This window comes from Clostridium sp. FP2, from assembly GCF_011065955.2.
Taxonomy (GTDB): domain Bacteria; phylum Bacillota; class Clostridia; order Clostridiales; family Clostridiaceae; genus Clostridium_AD; species Clostridium_AD tagluense.
This window is the reverse complement of record NZ_JAAMNI020000001.1, coordinates 4,695,521-4,713,521: the sequence shown is the minus strand read 5'-3', so window position 1 is coordinate 4,713,521 and position 18,001 is coordinate 4,695,521. Positions and strand designations below refer to the sequence as shown.

The window sequence follows — 18,001 nt, the reverse complement described above, 5'->3', positions numbered from 1 at the left end:
ATTACGAAAATGCCAAACCAATCCACTAAGGAGTGGGTTGGCATTTTAAATTAATAATGAAACTGGAGGTAATTAAGCATGGAAATTTTCAATCCACAAAATATTAAATTTACAAAATATTTATTTTATACAGGCAAAGGTGGTGTAGGAAAAACTTCTACGGCTTGTGCTACAGCAGTTAACCTTGCTGATAGAGGGAAAAAAGTGCTTCTTATAAGTACAGATCCTGCATCAAATCTGCAGGACGTTTTTAACACTGAACTTACCAATAAGGGTATCAAAATTAAGCAAGTACCAAATCTAGTTGTTGCGAACCTTGACCCAATAAAGGCAGCAGCAGAACAACGAGAGAGTGTCATTGCACCTTATCGTGGGAAATTGCCTGATGCAGTGCTTAATAATATGGAAGAACAGCTTTCTGGCTCTTGCAGCGTTGAGATTGCAGCTTTCAATGAATTTTCAAAATTCATAACGGATGAAAAAGTGCAAAAGGAATATGACCACATTATATTTGATACTGCGCCTACTGGTCATACCCTTAGAATGCTTCAATTACCATCGGCCTGGAGCAATTTTATTAGCGAAAACACACATGGTGCATCTTGCTTAGGTCAACTTTCTGTGCTGGAGAGTAAAAGAGAAATCTATAAAAAAGCAGTAGAAACCTTGGGAGATGGATATTTAACAACGCTTATGCTAGTTTCTCGCCCTGAAATGACACCTCTTAAAGAAGCAGAAAGAGCATCGAGAGAACTTTCAGAAATCGGAGTAAACAATCAAACAATGATAATAAATGGAGTACTGACTTCTTATGATGATAGTGTATCTGAAAGTCTGTACCAAAAACAACAAAAATCACTTAAACAAATGCCAGAAGGCCTGCAAAATATTACTACCTATATGGTACCGCTTAGAGCTTATAATATAACTGGTATGGAAAATGTGCGTGCACTACTTACCAAAGACAATTATAGTTTCAGTAGTGAAAAGATAAAGGCGGAAACCATTCCCCAGCTTAAAGATGTTATTGAGGACTTGTATAAGAGTAATAAAAAAGTAATTTTCACTATGGGCAAGGGTGGTGTAGGTAAAACTACAATTGCAGCTGCCATTGCACTAGGATTATCTGCAAAGGGAAAAAAAGTACATCTTACTACAACTGATCCAGCGGCCCATCTTAAATTTGTTATTAATGAGAGCAGCAACATAACTATGAGTCACATTGATGAGCAGGCTGAACTAGAAAAATATAAGCAGGAAGTGCTTTCTAAGGCTAGAGAAAGCATGGCAGATGAGGATATTGAATACGTAGAAGAGGACCTTAGGTCTCCATGTACTCAGGAGATTGCAGTTTTTAGAGCCTTTGCTCAAATAGTGGATAAGTCGGAAGAGCAAATTGTTGTTATAGATACTGCTCCAACAGGGCATACTCTTTTGCTACTTGATTCCACGCAAAGCTATAACCAAGAAATCAAGCGATCGCAGGGAGACATTCCACAATCTGTGAAAAAACTGTTGCCAAGGCTCCGTAATGCTAATGAAACTGAAGTCATCATTGTAACACTTGCTGAGGCTACACCTGTATATGAAGCAATGCGTCTTGAAGAAGATTTAAAACGTGCAAAAATTTCAACAAAATGGTGGGTTATAAACTCATCACTGCATGCCACGGGTACTACCAATAAATTGCTTTCTGCAAAGGCAAGCAATGAAATTCAATGGATTAACAAGGTTGATGCAAATACAAAGGGTAAGTTTGCTGTCATAGCTTGGAGCCCTGATGAAATTAAAGGTGACAAGTTAAATGAGTTATTAGTGTAAAGGTATATATAATATATTCTAGGATAACTATTGTTTTTAATTATAAATATAGTATAATATATTTATAAAATAGGTGATGGAGTTCACCTTAACTATTGTGATTTTGCAATTAATGACTCCTACTTAGAGCTTGTCTTTAAGTAGGGGTCTTTTATTTTGCAAAAAATATTAAAGAAAAGGTAGTGCTTACAACATGGCAATGAGTTTAGCAATTATTATTATTTTAGGACTAGTATTCAATAAGCTATTTGAAAGGTTAAAACTTCCAGGACTGCTTGGAATGCTAATCCTAGGAGTTTTACTAGGGCCCTATGGAACGAATATAATAAGCCCGGACATACTTAAAATTTCTCCGGATTTAAGAAAAATTGCACTTATTATTATTTTATTAAGAGCAGGTCTTGGAATTAAAAAGGACACTTTAAATAAAGTAGGTGTTCCTGCATTAAAAATGAGCTGCATACCTGGCATTTTTGAAGGTCTTAGCATTATGTTTATAGCAAGTTATGTACTTGGAATATCGAAAATTGAGGCTGGGATGCTTGGTTTTATAATAGCCGCAGTTTCACCCGCAGTAGTTGTACCACCTATGCTTAATTTTATATCCAGAGGTAAAGGAGAAAAGAAAGGTATACCCACAATAATACTTGCAGGGGCATCAATTGATGATGTTTTTGCAATAACTATATTTTCAACCTTTTTAGGTTTATATAGCGGTAAAAATGTAAATATTCCAATGAAAATATTAGATATTCCTATATCTATCTTACTTGGAATAGCATTGGGTGTAATTGTAGGGATTATATTAACGTTAATATTCAAAAAATATCACATGAGAGATACTAAAAAAACTTTTATACTAATAGCTGCAGCAATTATGCTTACAGGAGTTGAAGATGTTTTTAAGGAGATAGTACCCATTGCAAGCCTTCTAGGTGTAATGACTATTGGTTTTATCTTATTAGAAAGGTATTCTAAAGTAGCAAATAGGCTGTCGTTAAAACTTAATAAGGTGTGGGTAATTGCAGAAATTCTTCTTTTTGTATTAGTGGGAGCACAGGTTAATATATACGTTGCCGTAAGTTCAGGTGTATTAGGATTAATTATTATTCTCCTTGGGTTAGTAGCTAGAAGCATAGGGGTATTAGTATCACTCATGGGAACTGATTTAAATGCAAAAGAGAGACTGTTTTGTGTGATTTCCTATATTCCTAAAGCTACTGTGCAAGCAGCCATGGGAGCTGTACCTCTAGCTGCTGGAGTGAAATCCGGGGAAGTTATATTAGCAATTGCCGTATTATCTATATTTATTACAGCTCCACTAGGAGCTATTGGCATTAAAATATCAGGAGAAAAATTGTTGCCAGAGGATTAAGATACATGAAAATAAATAAACATCCCATAATTACTTGTTTTTTTTCACTGTATCAAAATTTATAAAATGGTTAATAATTATAAATGGTTATAATAATTTTGAGCCCTCTATAAAATAGCGATATTATAACAAATATAATATTATAAATCAATATAAATTGTAATATAAGTTGATTATATATATAATAGGAGTGCATAAGAAAAAAACACGCATTGGATATAATAATATTATTCATATTATACAAGGAGGAAGATAAATGAATCTAGATGTAAACACACCAATTGACGACTTGTTAGAGACCTGGGTTACCTATTCACAAAAGCTTTTCTACACTATGCTAACTTCCAAACCAGAAATCGAAGAATTTAATAAAGTAAAGTTAGTTCTAAAAACAAAAGGAATTACAAATCTAGAGATACATAATGTTTACGACAAAGAATGTATTTTGCACTATACTAAGCAAGGTGGACTATTTAAAAAGACATTTATTTTAGAAAAATAATTAAATAACTTAAAATGCAACTTGCAGGGAAAATAATACACACTAGTATTAAGTGGTATATTTCTTTGGAGTTGCATTTTTAGCGTTATAAAGTGGACAATTATTTCTATTATATAGAACTATTTTAGTAAGTTTAAAATAGAAAAAAAGTATCGTAAGAAAGGCTAAAATTACCTGGGAATGATAGGTAAGACAAGGGTTTGAGGATGCTAAAACAAATTGATGAAAATAGCTTTTAATAATAATTTACACTGTAAAAAGTGTTATTTTTGGGTTGAGAAATTATTTCTCAACCTTTATTATTTTATAATCGAATATAATCAAATGTAATATGGTATAATTATATTTAATTAGTATAATTGAATTCTTTATAAATGTATTAAAGTTAATCATATTTAGTTTGATAATTAAAGTATTATAAAATATATAGATAAATAAAGAGAGTGATGTTTACTTAAAAAGCAACACTTTGAAATATAGGTTTATTTAAAAATAATTTAAGAAAGGAAAAAACAACTGTACTAACAAATATAAAAAAAAGGTAGGTGAAAATCCTGATTTATGGTTAGTTAATAGGAAGAAAATACTTGGAATAGTGTGTTTTTATGACGGTACTGTTTTTATAATAGACCTGTTAGTATAAAAGAACTAACCTAAGCAGTTTAATCCTGTGATACACCATGCTGTTTAGTCGACAGAACGAAAATATTGGATAAATAGATTGCTTAATATTTAGAAATCGGGAAAATATTGAATAATAATTATAAAAGTAAAGTTAAAAACAAAATCAGAATTATTCCACTAGGTGGACTTGGAGAAATTGGAAAGAATATTACTGCAATAGAATATAAGGATGAGATTGTTGTTATAGATTGTGGAATTTCATTTCCAGATGCAGATATGTATGGGGTGGATTTAGTTATTCCTGATGTAACATATCTTCTAGAGAATAGAGATAAGGTAAAAGGAATTTTTCTAACTCACGGTCATGAGGACCATATAGGAGCGTTACCTTATATTTTAAAACAAATTAATGTTCCTGTGTATGGAACACGTTTAACCTTAGGACTTGTGGAAAATAAGTTACAAGAACATGGGATAATGGCAGACTGTACGTTAAATGTAGTAAAACCCGGTGATATTGTAAAGTTAGAAAAGCTCAGTGTAGAGTTTATAAGAGTTAGTCATAGTATAGCGGACGCTTGCTCTATTGCTATACATACGCCTATCGGAAGAATTATACACACAGGAGATTTTAAGATAGATTATACTCCAATTGATGGGCAAGTTATAGATTTAGAGCGATTTGCAAAATTAGGTGGGCAAGGAGTACTACTTTTAATGGCTGATAGTACTAATGTTGAACGTACTGGTTTTACTATATCTGAGAAAGTAATTGGAGAATCATTAAATAAATTATTCCAAAAAGCAGATGGTAGAATAATAGTAGCCTCATTTGCATCAAATATCCATAGAATACAACAAATTGCTAATGCTTCAATCTCGGTTGGAAGAAAAATAGCATTTAGTGGAAGAAGCATGGAGAGAATCTCACAAGTGGCTATGGACCTCGGATATTTGCATATACCACAGGAATCTATAATTACCGTGGCAGAAATTCATAATTACCCTGATGAAAAGGTAACAATAGTAACTACTGGTAGTCAAGGGGAACCGCTTGCTGCATTAACAAGAATGGCATCATCTACACATAGGAGTATTGAAATACAAAAAGGTGATTTAATTATTATATCCGCATCACCTATTCCAGGAAATGAAAAATTCATATATAATGTTATAAATGAATTATTCAAAAAGGGTGCCAATGTAATATATAATACTACTGAAGAAATTCATGTTTCTGGGCATGCTTGCCAAGAAGAATTAAAATTAATTCACACATTAGTTCGTCCTAAATTTTTTATGCCAGTACATGGTGAGTATAGACATTTAAAACAACATGCACAACTTGCAGAAAAAATAGGAATGGACCCAGCAAATATTTTTATTGGTGAAACAGGACAGATTTTAGAAGTATCACAAAATGAATGTAAATTTGCTGGAAGAGTGCAAACCGGAGCTATAATGGTAGATGGACTTGGCGTAGGAGACGTTGGGAATATTGTACTTAGAGACAGAAAACACTTAGCAGAAGAGGGTATTCTTACTGTGGTAGTTACTATAGAAAGAGAATCTTATAGTATACTAGCAGGGCCGGATATAATAACTAGAGGATTTGTGTATATGAAAGAATCCAATGAGCTTATTAATGAAGCTAGGGATATTGTCAGAAAAGAGTTAGAGCAGTGTTTAAACAATAAAATTAAAGAATGGGCAGTAATAAAATCTTGTATACGAAATGCATTAGGTCAGTTTTTATATATAAAAACTAAGAGAAGACCTATAATTATACCAATAATAATGGAAATATAATAAAAACTAAATAAAAAACCAATTCTTAATTTAATTAAGAATTGGTTTTTTTATTTAGTTTTTATCTAATGGATCACCAATATCCTATATTTTACAATAATGCATTTTTTTTAATCTATATTTAATTTGTATTTATAATAGTTAAAAAAAAAAAAAAATATTATATAATATTGTAAAAACGTGTAAATATATGTATAATAGAAATATCAACCATTAATATAAATGCATTTAATAGAGATAGAGTAATGTAACTATTTTGAAAGCGAGGTGTGTATGAGTAATTTAACTCTTGATAATATTACAATGGAAGATCTAAATAGAAGAATCAATGATTTAAGAGATATTTTAAATGAAATATGCTGTACAGACCAAAATGCCGATGGAGAAGACGAAAGGCTCGCTGCAAGTAGAAGTTTAGACAAATTAATTGTTGAATATATGATGGGAATTGGGAAATAAGGGACGGCCACTTAGAAAATTATATGAGAAAGTCATGAATATGGAAATTAAAAAAATATATTACATAGGGGGATAAATATGGATGTTTTTCTAGCTAGGCAACCTATTCTTGATAGATATGATAAACTATTTGGGTATGAATTATTATTTAGAGATAGTGAAAAAAATATATACCAAAGTGAGGATGGCGATAGAGCAACTATCGCAGTTATAAAAAATAGCTTTGTAAATATAGGAATAGATAAAGTAACAGGGGGTAAAAAGGCTTTTATTAACTTTACCGAAAATATATTAAAATCTGATATTTTTGAGGTATTGCCCCCGGAATCAGTTATAGTCGAGATATTGGAGGATATAGAACCTACAGAGGAAATATTAGAGCTATGTAAAAAATTGAAAGCATTAGGGTATACTATAGCTTTAGATGATTTTGTTTATTCTGATAAATATATAAAACTTATAGAGATAGCAGACATTATTAAAGTGGATTTTCAAATAACTAAAGGCCCCGAAAGAAAAAAAGTAATGGAACAGGTAAACTCTGAAAACATAAAGTTTCTTGCAGAAAAAGTTGAAACTATGGAAGATTTCAATGAAGCGATGTCACTGGGATATACATATTTTCAAGGTTATTATTTTAGTAAGCCCACAATACTTTCAGGTAAAAGAATATCAGAAAACAAGGCTATTTATATGAAACTATTACATGAAATCAGTAGTAATAACTTCGCTATAGATGGCATCGAGAGTTTAATAAAAAAAGATATATCATTGTCTTTTAAACTATTAAAACTTATAAATTCAGCGAATTATAGTTTTGTAAATGAAGTAAAGTCAATGAAACAAGCATTGGCACTTCTTGGAGAAAAAGAAATAAAAAAGTGGCTATATTTAATGGCTTTTAGAAATATGGGAGAAGATAAACCAGAAATTTTAATAATTAACTCTTTAACAAGAGCAAGGTTTGCAGAATTAATAGCTAGTAAAGTTGGAAAAAAACTTAATCCTTTTAATGCTTATTTGCTAGGAATGTTATCTATGATAGATTTGTTATTAGATAAACCACTAGAAGAAATACTCAAGGAGCTATTAATACCCATTGAAGTAAAGGATGCTTTAAATGGCATTAATGATAATGGCTACAGTGGATTACTTAAATTAATTATAGCCTATGAAAATGGACAATGGGATCAAGTATCAAAAATTTCAAAAGAACTTAATTTAGATGAAAATTGTTTGCCAAATGAATACTATGAGGCTATTTTCTTTATGAAAATTTAGGTGCAATTCACGTGGCAAGTGGCATATTGATGTGGAATTATGATATATGATTTCAAGCTATTGTAAGCTATAAATGAAAAATGGAGTGGATTTAAATATAAACCATTCCATTTTTTTTATTTGAGGAAATTCTATTATTTTGTGACATTAGCTATATTATAGGGAATAAAATATATGCATTAAACTAAAAACAATGTATAATTAATATGAGTTATAAGAATATACAGCCATTTATATATAAATGAAAATTATAAATAATCTTAAGGGAATCATAGAAAATCCACAAAGAACCATAAAAATTTTACTATAAACCAGGATTTATAAAGGAGTCTTGTATGGAAATCATTGAAATAATCAAAGAAAGATTGTCAATATTTAAAAATTTGTATGATACAGTAAGAATTGTAAATCCAAACATTAAGAAAGTTGTGAATTTGGGGGAAGATAATACTGAAATAGCAGAAGGATCATGTTTTGATTTTTGGAAAACGGATGGATTTTGCAACAACTGCATCTCTATGAAATCTTGTCTTGAAAATGATACTTTTATAAAGATGGAGATTTCTGATGGAAAAATATTCATTATTATTTCATCTCCTGTTACTATAGAAAATAAGGTATATATTGTAGAGATGATAAAAGATATATCACAAACGGGAAGTATAATGAATAATGAAAAAAATATAAATAGCATTAAAAGTTTAATAAAAGAGATTAATGATGCTGCTATAATGGATGAATCGGCAGGACTTTATAATAAAAAGTAACATAAATTTCAAAAAAAATATGTTACTTTTTTATAGTGGAAAATTTAAATTTTCAATGGAATAAACTTAAAGCCCACGATATTTATGGTCTATATATTCTTTGCTTTTTTTATTTCCAGCTATTCTGTTTATATCCTTCTGTTTTCTTTCAATGAGTTTAGATTCCTTTTGCAGGGCTGAATAGCTTTTAAATCTTTTTTCATCAATAATTCCATCTTTAATAGCTTGCTTTATGGCACAACCTGGCTCATTTTTATGCATACAATCTGAGAACCTACATTGAGAACTTAATGCTTCTATATCCTCAAAGGCTTCACTTATGCCTTCAGTGCCACCCCATAGCTGTAGTTCTCTCATTCCGGGGGTATCTATCATAATAGCACCACTATCTAAAATGAACATCTCTCTAGAGGTCGAAGTGTGTCTGCCTCTGTCATCATACTCCCGTACTTCATTTGTCTCTTGAATAACTTCTCCTGCCAGGTAATTAAGCAAGGTAGATTTTCCAACTCCTGAAGAACCAAGTAATGCAATGGTTCTACCGGGCTTCAAATATTGATTTAAATCATCCATACCTATATTATCAACGGTGCTTACTATGTGAATTGGTACTCCAGAAGCCACTTTTTCTGTTTGACTTAATTTTGAAGCCAAATCCACACATAAGTCAGCCTTACTAAGCAAAATAACTGGAGCAGCCCCACTTTCCCAGGCCATAATTAAATATCTCTCTATTCTTCTTGCATTAAAATCCTTATTTAAAGAATTAACAAGAAAAACTGTATCTATATTTGAAGCAACAATTTGCTGCCTAGTATTAATTCCTGCAACCTTTCTGGAAAATTTGCTTTTTCTAGGAAGCACTCTATGAATGGTAGCTCTCATTTCAGAAGTTCGAAGACTTGCTACTACAAAGTCTCCAACTGTTGGAAATTCATCACTGTCCATTGCTCCGTGTCTTAACTTACCTGATATTTCCGATAGCATTTCTCCCTGCTCTGTATAAAGTTTATAAATATGCTTATGCTCTGCAAAAACTCTTGCTACGGTATAACCATCCTCTATAAAAGTCTCAAATTCTTCTTTATAAAATTCGTTCCAGCCTAATTGTTTTAAACTATAAATAAATATCCTCTCCTATGCATTTAATTTTTCATTATTCATATTAATAATCACCTGCGGTGCCAAAGACTTCAGAAGGAGAGTTACAGTCCCACTTAAATCTGCACCCTGTTATAGTGATTCTTTCCACTTTAAGAAACTGTGGACTTACCTTCTGAAATGCCATTGGAAATTATCTTTCTAATGCTATCTTCTGATAGATTATAAGATTCTGTAAGTTTAGAAATTGTAGTTCCATTTTTATAAAATTCATATATTTCCATATTACGCTGTCTTAGAATCTTTCGAGTGCCATTATTTTCACCCCAACCCTTCCGTACATTATCCTTTTTTGGAATATATATAATTTCACCTTGAATATATTTTTGTAGTTCCTTTAAAAGAGCTGACGGCAATACATCTTTCCCATTCTTGTAACACAATATTAAATTCCTCCCCCTTATTTTCAATGTTATTTAATAGTGTTTTAGAACTTTTCATTGAAACCGCCTCCTATATTTATTTGTATGGATAACAAATCTGAATTGTTAGCCTGTTTATTTTTCTATATAAAAATCCCGTGGATATAAAAACCATCCACGGGAATATTAAAAAAGGCAATAAAAAAAACACGATAACTTCGTGCATTCTGCCAAACTTTAAATTCATTTTAACGTTTCAGATGACGGTTATTAATTACATTTCGAAAGCACACAAAACAAAGGGTTAATAAGCCCCGTTTTATATTTTATAGATAGAACAAAAAAAAATTCTACAAAATTTTATACTGCCTTCGAATAATATTTAGTTATTGATAAAGTACCTCAAAAGCCTCAATTAAATTTATCATATAACAACATCCTCCTTCATCTGAATTATTTTACTTAAATTGATTATTCTCACAATTTCATTCTATTATAGAACTGTGCTTGTGTCAATAAGAATTGGTGCCACCCAGGTGGCAAGTTAATATAAAAGGAGGCAGGTCGCCTCCTAGTATTCATATGAGGTAGCCACAAGTCACCTCATATTTAATGGTAACTTTTAACCTTTTTAGGTCAAAAGCCACCTCCTAGTAATTATCAATATTATCATCTCCTTTCACTAGATTACTGCCTGTGTTTATTATTGCATATTTTAAGTTGAAGTCTCAAGTTAAAGAACTATTATAATTGTTTTTTCCTAAAAATCCACAATGAGTTTTAATATGTAAAGTGATTTTTATTTACTGATATTTAAATAAAATGAGCCTCAACAATTGTTGAGGCTCATTTTACTTAAATATTTTACAGTTACAATTTAATTATTCCTATTGAATTTAAGAAAACAATTATAAGTAGAATTGGTGTTATAAATTTAATAAATACATATAAAACATTTATTATACTAGCGTTATTTAAAGTTCCTTGATTTGATAGCTCTAGTTTAAAATCTTCCTTTTTAACAAAGTATCCAATGAAAATTGCTGTTAAAAGTCCCCCTACTGGAAGTAATATATTGGAAGATAGGTAATCAAAGGAAGCGAAAAATCCCTTTTGTCCTAATATATGAATATTACCAAGGACACTTGCGGAATCAGCAGATAATGTTGCCAAAATTCCAATTGACATCATTATGCCTGTTGTAAGTAATACCGCTGTCTTTCTGCCCATACCCTTTTCTTCCGTAAAATATGCAACTGGAACTTGAACATTAGATATCATTGCTGTTGTAGCTGCAATAGCAGTTAATAAGAAAAATGCTACTAATAATATATTACCAAAAGGCATTTTTGAGAATACAAGTGGTATGGTTTTAAATAAAAGCCCAGCACCTTCACTAGGTTTCATACCAAATGAGAATACAGCTGGGAATATTGCAATTCCTGCTAGTATTGAAACTAATGAGTCAGATAATGCAACTCTTACTGAAGTTGCTATCATATTGTTATTTTGTGTGAAATAACTTCCGTAGGTAATCATAATTCCCATTCCTAATGATAACTTGAAAAATGACAGACCAAGAGCAGTTAATATAACAGATGCATTTATCTGTGAAAAATCTACATGGAATAAAAATCTTAATCCTTGTGATGCTCCTGGAAGTGTTAATGCAGTTACATCACATACAAGAATTAGTATGAATAATACAGGCATAAGTGTTTTTGTTATTCTTTCAATCCCATTTTTAACTCCTGCAATTAAAATTATAGAAACAACTATAAGAACTATAAACTGCCATATAAGTGGAGGCATTGGTCCAACTAGTGTTGATGCGAATTTTGCTGAGGATGTAGCTGAAGTAACCCCTACAAAGTCACCCTTTATTGCTTTAAAAACATAGGAATAAACCCAACCAGCAACACAACTATAGAAAAACATAATTAGAAAGGCTGAAACTACTCCTATAAATCCAATACTTTTCCAACCTTTAGCAGCCTTTAACTCTTCAAAGGCTCCAACTGCATTTTTTCTTGACTTTCTACCAATATAAAATTCACACACCATAATTGGAATACCAACTAATGCAACACATAAAACATATATTAAGAGAAACGCTCCTCCGCCATTAGCTCCTGTTAAATAAGGTACCTTCCATATGTTACCTAAACCTACTGCTGAACCTAAAGTTGCGAAAAAAACTGCAAATCCTGATGAAAAGGTCTCTCTCTTTTTTTTCTCCGACATTACAAAATCACTCCTCTTTATATTTAATTAAATCATCAGCTTCAAAGCTGAATGTTAACGACTTCATAAAGGATTTAAATTCTTTATGAAGTTTTATTTTCGCTATAGTATACATCTCCCGCTTATAGAAATGGGAGATCTTCCTTCTGAAATGTCATTAAACAGGTCTCTATACCCGGGATTAAAGCTCTGTTTAAAAGAAATCAAATTTACACAAACTAACCATAATTAACATATGTATATATGTATATTTTGAGCAATAGTATAAAATCGCATAAAAATAGACATATATTTTCATGCCTTTAACAAAATATCATGTATATATTATTAAGTCAACAGAGATAAAAAATAGCTATAGATGAGTCAAATACTATTTGAAAAACTGATTTGCATATGATTAAAGTAGAGTGTAAACTTTATGTGTACTAAATATAGTACTTGTAAAAACTTATAGTTAACATTTCTAATGGTTAGAGCACTATAGTAGTTATATAATTCTATAAAGTATCTGAAAAAAATAACAAATCAGTATGTTATTTTATTTTTTTTAAATGCTTTAAAAAATTTAGTATAGAATTTATCAAGGAGGAATTAAGATGAATCAAATTATAAAGCCAGATCAAATGACACCAAGAGAAAGAATGGAGGCATTTTCAGCTGGAAAACAAATTGATAGAATCCCATGTGGTCCATTTTTAGGGGAGGCTTGTGCACCGCTTTTTGGACATACAATTAAAGAACATAATTTTTCAACAGAAGTAATTATAGATGTAGCGGTGAAAAGTTTTGAAACATTCAGACCAGATAGTATAGGTGTTGGTCCAGGGCTTCAGGGAATACCTGAGGCTATGGGAAGTGAATTTAAATTTCCGGAAAATGGAACACCTTACTTTAGTAAACCTATATTAAGGGACTATAAGGATATAGGAAAACTATCACCTATAGATCCTTATAAAGATGGAAGAATATCATATTTTCTTGAAGCGCTTAAAGTAGCTAATGCGAAAATTGGTCATGAAGTATTTGTAGGCAGTTCCATGGGAGGCCCATTTACTACTGCTGCTTTTTTAAGAGGAACAGAAGATTTCCTAAAGGATATAACTAGAAACCCTGAAATGGTACATAAATTACTCGAAATATCCACCCAAAGTGTTATAAACTATATTGACGCAGTATGCGATTTAGGGTTAAGTCCAAGTATTGCTGAACCTGTTGCGTCAGGTACTATGATTAGTGCTAAGACATTTAGAGAATTTGCAAAGCCATATTTGAAAAAATGTATGGATAGAATTATCGAAAGACGAGGAAGTGGTACCACCCTTCACATATGTGGAACAACTAAAAAAATATGGGCAGATATGGTGGATGTAGGTATTGGAAATTTAAGCTTGGACAATATAGATGATATAGGTGAACTTAAAGAGCAATTTGGGGATAAAGTTTGTTTAATAGGAAATGTAGCTCCAGTTGAAACTATACTCAGAGGAACTATAGAAGAAATACATAATGCAGGTAAGTTATGTATAAGCAAGGCATATGACAGTCCAAAAGGATTTGTTTTAAGCTCAGGTTGCGATATACCTATAGGAACGCATCCAGATAAAATAATAGCACTTATGGATTCCGCAAGAATATATGGTCAAAAGAGATAGCAAAGCTAGTGCCACCAAGGCGGCAAGTTCGGATTTCGATAACTGCCGATTCCACAAATGGCAGGTTGATGAACTGCATATAGAGGAGGAATAATAAATGTCAAATTTAAAAGAAGAATTATTACAAGCAATTTCTGATTCCGTGGTAGATATGGAAGAGGAGAAAACTATAGAAATAACTAAACAATTTATTGAAAATAATTTTGATGCTTACGAGGGTATTGATAAGGGACTGGCTCATGGAATGCGTAGAGCAGGAGAATTATATGACGAGGAGGAATATTATATTCCAGAATTGTTAATTTGCTCAGATGCTATGTATGCGGGCCTTGATATATTAAAACCTCATTTAAAAAGTAAAGATGGGGATAAAAAACATAAGGTAGTCATAGGCGTAGTAGAAGGTGATACACATGATATAGGCAAAAACTTAGTTAAAATTATGATGGAGACTGAAGGATTTTATGTAGAAGATTTGGGAAGAGATGTGCCAGCTATTAAATTTGTAGAAAAAGCCAAGGAAATAAATGCAGATATTATATGCTTATCTACTCTTATGACTACTACTATGTGCGGTATGGAAGAAGTTGTTAAAATATTAGAGAATGAAAATTTAAGAGAAAAAATTATGGTTATGATAGGTGGGGGACCAGTATCATCTAGCTTTGCTGAGAAAATAGGAGCAGATGTATATACCGCAGATGCCTCTAGAGCAGCTAAAATGGCAAAGGAATTGATTAATAAGGCAAAGGAAGAACTTAAAATATGATTACCCCAAAGGAAAGATTGTTTAAGGTTTTAAAAGGGGAAAGGGTGGATCGTCCACCTTGCATTTGTCCAGGTGGAATGATGAATATGATAACGGAAGAGGTAATGGATATCACAGGAGTTAACTGGCCAGAAGCTCATAGTGATGCTGGGATGATGGCAGGGCTTAGCTTCGGAGTTTACGAAAATGGTGGTTTTGAGAATTTTGGAGTGCCTTTTTGTATGACCATAGAAGCAGAAGCCATGGGTGCGACTGTATATATGGGCACAAAGATTAATGAACCTAGGGTTACTAATTATCCAATTAATTATGCCTCAGAGTGGGATAAATTAAACAATATAGATGTAAGTATGGGCAGAGCGAAAGTGGTACTAGAAGCAATTAAAATTCTGAAAATAAAAAATCCACTGGTGCCTATAGTGGCAAATTTAACAGGACCTGTTAGTTTAGCTTCTTCACTAATGGAACCTATGGTTTACTATAAGGAGTTAAGGCGTAATCCTATAGAAGCTCATAAATTTATGAAATTCGTTACAGAAAATCTTATTACCTTTGGGAAAGCACAGATAGAAGCTGGAGCAGATGTTTTAACTATTTCTGATCCAAGTGGTACTGGAGAAATATTAGGACCTAAAATGTTTAGGGAATTTGCGCTACCTTATTTAAATACAATAATTGATGCACTAAAGCATGAATGCGCGGGTGGAACCATTATTCATATTTGCGGGAGACTTAAAAGTATCTACAGTGAATTAAAGGAGTTACATAGTAATGCTATAAGCTTTGATGCAATAACTAATGTCACTCAAATGGTAGAGTTTGTTGATAATAAAGTTATAATGGGAAATGTAAGCACCTTTGCTCTAGAGAATAGCTCTCAGGAAAATATAAAGAGTATAGCTGAGAATTGTATGCACAGTGGTTGTGATATTTTATCCCCAGCCTGTGGAATAGGTACAAAAACCAGTATGGATAATATTCGTAGTATGGTGGATGCTGCCAAAGGATATAGTGAAATAATATGAGCTATTTAACAATTGCAAGTACTGGAGAAACATATGAATTTGTAGTAAAAACTTCCCTATTAAATATAATACAAGAAAAGGGAATAGGCATGGAAGGTCCTTGTGGTGGGCGAGGTACCTGCGGAAAATGTAAAATTAAAATTCTAAAGGGTGAAATAAATCAGCTAACGCAAGAGGAAACTAGTCATTTAACAAAAGAAGAAATAAAACAGGGTATAAGGCTGGCTTGCCATGTAAAACCACAGGGTGATTTAACGGTAGAGTTATTAGAAGACAAAAACATAAAACATGAAATTTTGACAGAGGGTTACATGCCTTCTATAAGTATAAATCCAATGATACATAAAGAAGTTTATAAGCTTATAAAACAAAACTTTAAAAATGATTTATCCTATGAGGAAATAATAGAAGATGTTGTGCAGCAGAAAATAGAGAGTAATAACATTGATTTGCTTAAACTTTTACCAGAGGCTTTTAAGCAAGGTGAGTTTACTGGAGTTTATTTAGGTGGCCATATTATAGGCATAGAACCTGGTAATACTGTGAAGGAAACTTATGGAATAGCTATGGATATTGGAACAACAACGGTTGTAGCATCACTAGTAGACTTAACTATGGGGGAAGAGATTGCCTCAGTAAGTGAAATAAATCCTCAAACAGAGTATGGGTTAGATGTACTTTCTCGAATTGCCTTTGTCCAAAGTAACCCTAAGGGGTTAGAGTTATTGCATAAAGGTATTATCAATTGCATAAATGGCTTAACTTTGAAGTTATGTAACGAAAATAGTATAGCAGCTTCTAGTATATATGAAATAACAATAGCTGCAAACACAACTATGATGCATTTGCTACTGGGTGTAAATACGGATTCTATAGGAAAAGCACCATATACACCAGTCTTTAAAAAGGCTCAAAATATTTCAGCAGGGAGTCTTTGTATAAATATATCACCTTTTGGTAGAGTATATTGTGTGCCCTCAGTGTCTAGTTTTATAGGCGGAGATATTACAGCAGGAATTATAGTTTCAAAGTTGCAAAAGGCAGATGAAAATATATTATTTATTGATATAGGAACTAATGGAGAAATAGTTATATCAAAGGCTGGAAAGCTTTCTTCTTGCTCTTGTGCTGCAGGCCCGGCACTTGAGGGTATGAATATTAGCTGCGGCATGAGAGCGGCTGAAGGTGCCATTGAAGGTATAAAAATTCATGAAAATAAAATAAGCTTAAAGGTAATAGGTGATAAAACCCCTGTAGGGATTTGTGGCAGTGGAATTTTGGAGTCTATTTCAGAGATAGCACGAGTAGGACTTATTGAAAAAACTGGTCGTATAAAAAAGAAAGAGTCAGTAATGGAAAGTAATCCAGGACTCGAACATTTAATAATAGAGGAAAATGGGAAACGAAAGATACATATTGCAATGGGCGCTAAGGAAATATACATAACACAAAAGGATATTCGTCAGGTGCAACTTGCAAAAGGGGCTATTTCATCTGGGTTTTATGCGTTACTTAATTTAATGGAAATAGATATGGTAGATTTACAAGAGGTAATTATTGCAGGACAATTTGGTAAACATTTAAATGTGGATAGCTTAATAGGTATAGGCATAATTCCGGAAGCCTTAAGGGACAAAATAACCTATGTTGGAAACTCTTCTAAATCTGGAGCAGTTATGTGTTTATTATCACAGCAGGTAAGAGAGGATATAGAAACCATAGCTAAAGATGTAAATTATTTTGAACTTTCTACTATGGATGGATACGAGAAACTATTTACAAAATGCTTGAGTTTTTCTTAGAGAAGAACGCATATGGATTGCTGTAGGACATGATTAGCCTTGAAATTATTATATTATTTAAGCTGCGGTGGCCATCCATGTTACAAGTGACATCGTAAACTTGTCACTTGGGTGGAAACCTGCAGGTTTATTATTCCTGAATATTGGGTAAACTAAAGATTAAAGTATGACCTTCATAGCTACTAAGCATCTTAGATATTATAATATTAACTACTTCAGAAGGAGATTTATATTCCAACTGAAGTTTTATTTTTATTGTAGTAGGTAATCTAACTTATATAAGAGGTGAAAAATCTTATTAAAGTTGTCATATCATCACAGTATGTGGGTAAATCAAAGGTTACGTTA

At 32.1% G+C, this 18,001-nt stretch carries 14 protein-coding genes and 1 riboswitch; of the genes, 11 read left to right on the top strand and 3 right to left on the bottom strand.

Annotation, left to right across the window (positions count from 1 at the left end; translation table 11 throughout):
- Positions 1–78: 78 nt before the first annotated feature.
- The 7 genes from arsA (at position 79) to G9F71_RS22105 (ending at position 8,638) form a co-directional block, all read left to right on the top strand.
- Positions 79–1,821 carry an arsenical pump-driving ATPase gene (gene arsA, locus G9F71_RS22135; protein ID WP_164950679.1) on the top strand — a complete coding sequence of 581 codons (1,743 nt, stop codon included), beginning with the start codon at positions 79–81 and terminating at the stop codon, positions 1,819–1,821.
- Between the two features lie 63 nt (positions 1,822–1,884).
- Positions 1,885–1,950, top strand: a riboswitch (Fluoride riboswitch).
- A gap of 64 nt (positions 1,951–2,014) precedes the next feature.
- Positions 2,015–3,196 (top strand): cation:proton antiporter, encoded by a 1,182-nt coding sequence (locus G9F71_RS22130; RefSeq protein WP_164950680.1) that lies wholly within the window; start codon positions 2,015–2,017, stop codon positions 3,194–3,196.
- A 256-nt stretch (positions 3,197–3,452) separates the two neighbouring features.
- On the top strand, positions 3,453–3,698 hold the full coding sequence (locus tag G9F71_RS22125) for a hypothetical protein (RefSeq protein WP_164946685.1): 246 nt from the start codon (positions 3,453–3,455) through the stop codon (positions 3,696–3,698).
- 750 nt (positions 3,699–4,448) lie between these two features.
- Positions 4,449–6,131 (top strand): ribonuclease J, encoded by a 1,683-nt coding sequence (locus tag G9F71_RS22120; RefSeq protein ID WP_253199233.1) that lies wholly within the window; start codon positions 4,449–4,451, stop codon positions 6,129–6,131.
- Between the two features lie 273 nt (positions 6,132–6,404).
- Positions 6,405–6,590 (top strand): aspartyl-phosphate phosphatase Spo0E family protein, encoded by a 186-nt coding sequence (locus G9F71_RS22115; protein ID WP_164950681.1) that lies wholly within the window; start codon positions 6,405–6,407, stop codon positions 6,588–6,590.
- A gap of 78 nt (positions 6,591–6,668) precedes the next feature.
- Positions 6,669–7,871, top strand: coding sequence for an EAL and HDOD domain-containing protein (locus tag G9F71_RS22110; protein WP_164950682.1), 1,203 nt, complete (start codon positions 6,669–6,671; stop codon positions 7,869–7,871).
- Positions 7,872–8,206: 335 nt separating this feature from the next.
- The gene (locus G9F71_RS22105) at positions 8,207–8,638 is read left to right on the top strand and encodes a hypothetical protein (protein WP_164950683.1); all 432 of its coding nucleotides are present in this window, start codon (positions 8,207–8,209) and stop codon (positions 8,636–8,638) included.
- A gap of 66 nt (positions 8,639–8,704) precedes the next feature.
- Here G9F71_RS22105 and rsgA read toward each other — a convergent pair whose 3' ends face one another.
- The 3 genes from rsgA to G9F71_RS22090 all read right to left on the bottom strand — a co-directional run bounded on the left by rsgA (position 8,705) and on the right by G9F71_RS22090 (position 12,405).
- Positions 8,705–9,625, bottom strand: a complete 921-nt coding sequence (rsgA, locus tag G9F71_RS22100; RefSeq protein ID WP_224626547.1) for a ribosome small subunit-dependent GTPase A — start codon at positions 9,623–9,625, stop codon at positions 8,705–8,707.
- Between the two features lie 266 nt (positions 9,626–9,891).
- On the bottom strand, positions 9,892–10,182 hold the full coding sequence (locus tag G9F71_RS22095) for a CD3324 family protein (RefSeq protein ID WP_125002456.1): 291 nt from the start codon (positions 10,180–10,182) through the stop codon (positions 9,892–9,894).
- A gap of 849 nt (positions 10,183–11,031) precedes the next feature.
- Positions 11,032–12,405, bottom strand: coding sequence for a sodium-dependent transporter (locus tag G9F71_RS22090; RefSeq protein WP_164950684.1), 1,374 nt, complete (start codon positions 12,403–12,405; stop codon positions 11,032–11,034).
- Positions 12,406–13,001: 596 nt separating this feature from the next.
- Between G9F71_RS22090 and G9F71_RS22085 the strand changes: the two genes are divergently transcribed.
- The 4 genes from G9F71_RS22085 to G9F71_RS22070 all read left to right on the top strand — a co-directional run bounded on the left by G9F71_RS22085 (position 13,002) and on the right by G9F71_RS22070 (position 17,653).
- Positions 13,002–14,057: a uroporphyrinogen decarboxylase family protein gene (locus G9F71_RS22085; RefSeq protein WP_224626546.1), complete on the top strand. Its 1,056-nt coding sequence runs from the start codon at positions 13,002–13,004 to the stop codon at positions 14,055–14,057.
- A gap of 97 nt (positions 14,058–14,154) precedes the next feature.
- Positions 14,155–14,826: a corrinoid protein gene (locus G9F71_RS22080; RefSeq protein WP_164950685.1), complete on the top strand. Its 672-nt coding sequence runs from the start codon at positions 14,155–14,157 to the stop codon at positions 14,824–14,826.
- A complete protein-coding gene (locus G9F71_RS22075) occupies positions 14,823–15,851 on the top strand; it encodes a methylcobamide:CoM methyltransferase MtbA (RefSeq protein ID WP_164950686.1) in 1,029 nt (342 codons plus the stop codon). The genes G9F71_RS22080 and G9F71_RS22075 overlap by 4 nt, the downstream gene beginning before the upstream one ends.
- Positions 15,848–17,653: an ASKHA domain-containing protein gene (locus G9F71_RS22070; RefSeq protein WP_164950687.1), complete on the top strand. Its 1,806-nt coding sequence runs from the start codon at positions 15,848–15,850 to the stop codon at positions 17,651–17,653. The genes G9F71_RS22075 and G9F71_RS22070 overlap by 4 nt, the downstream gene beginning before the upstream one ends.
- Positions 17,654–18,001: the final 348 nt, after the last annotated feature.